Origin of the sequence: Pseudonocardia nigra, from assembly GCF_019396355.1 — a bacterium.
In the GTDB taxonomy this organism is placed as follows: Bacteria; Actinomycetota; Actinomycetes; order Mycobacteriales; family Pseudonocardiaceae; genus Pseudonocardia; species Pseudonocardia nigra.
In genome coordinates, this window is record NZ_JAHKRK010000470.1 from 1 (window position 1) to 1253 (window position 1253).

The 1253-nt window shown below is 65.9% G+C and carries 2 protein-coding genes; one reads left to right on the forward strand and one right to left on the reverse strand.

Features of this window, described 5'->3' with window-relative positions; all coding sequences use genetic code 11:
• A partial coding sequence (locus KME75_RS47400) for a helix-turn-helix transcriptional regulator (protein ID WP_372452773.1) occupies nt 1–613 on the forward strand: 613 nt, incomplete at its 5' end.
• A gap of 360 nt (nt 614–973) precedes the next feature.
• On the opposite strand, the gene KME75_RS41650 is transcribed toward KME75_RS47400, so the two are convergent.
• Nucleotides 974–1253 (reverse strand): IS66 family transposase (locus KME75_RS41650; protein ID WP_219420495.1); only part of this gene is annotated, 280 nt, incomplete at its 5' end.

A 1253-nucleotide genomic window follows, 5' to 3' on the forward strand; every position in this document is an offset into this window, starting at 1 on the left:
TGCATTGCGGCACGCCGCCGCGCGCGGCGCGCTGCAACCGGGCGCGATATTCCACTCCGACCGCGGCAGCAACTACACCTCCCACGACTTCGCCACCACGATCGCCGAGCTGAATCTGCGCCACTCGGTCGGGAGAACAGGGATCTGCTACGACGCGCTCGCCGAGTCGTTCTTCGCCGCTCTGAAAAACGAACGCGTGCACCGCACCGTCTACCCCACCCCGGGAACACGCCCGCCGCGACATCCTCCGCTACATCGAAAACTGGTACAATCGCAGACGTCTCCACTCAACCCTCGGCTACAGGACACCCCAAGAAGTCCTCAAAGAGTGGACAGACGCGCAGGAAGCAGCGTAGCAACGACCAAATCAACCGGTCCGAAAAACGCGGGGCTGATCAGAGCGAGCACGGGACGGAAGATGATCGAGCGCCACGACGAAAAGCTTTGGACCGCGAACGACGTTGCCCGCTACCTCGGCGTGCCGGTGATGACTTTGTACCACTGGCGCCAGACCGGCTACGGGCCAAAGGGCGCTCGCGTCGGCCGCTATCTGCGGTACCGCCCGGAGGATGTCCGTGCATGGTTCAACAAGCGGGCCGAACGGGCTGAGTAAGGAGGAAGCATGCCGCGCCCCCCTCTGCCGATCGGCACTTATGGCAACATCACCACACACCCGGTCGCCGGAGGTGGCTACTGTGCCGTGACGCGGTTCCGCGACCACGACGGTGTGACTCGCAAGGTCAAACGAACTGGACCGACGGCCGCCATCGCCAAGAACCGGCTACGCGAGGACCTACGCGACCGAGCGCGGCACCCTGGTACAGGCTTTGGTGGTGACTCACGGTTCCGAGTCGTAGCGGAGGCCTGGATAGGTAAACATTCAGGCCCGGCCGTGAGCTGCGGTTTCGCTCGTGATGGCATGACGATTTCCCCGGCGGATGCTCCGGGCGGGGGCGTCGGTGTCGGCTTCGGGTCAGGCTGGGGCGGGGTCGGGTGGCATCCAGGGCCGGCCGAGGACCGCGCCGCGCAGGGCATCCATCGTGTTGAGGCCGTGCTTGGCGGCGGTAGAGAGGTAGCCGCGGATGCGGAAGCGGTCGGTGGTGCGCTGCTCGCTGGTGAGGCGCCTGGAGATCTTCTGTTGGATCTTGGCCGGGCGCAGGTCGCGTTCGGCCTGGTTGGAGGTGGCCGGCACGCGTAGGTCGTGGGCGAACCGCAGCACGTCGTCCTCGCGGTCGCGTAGGACCTTGAGCAGC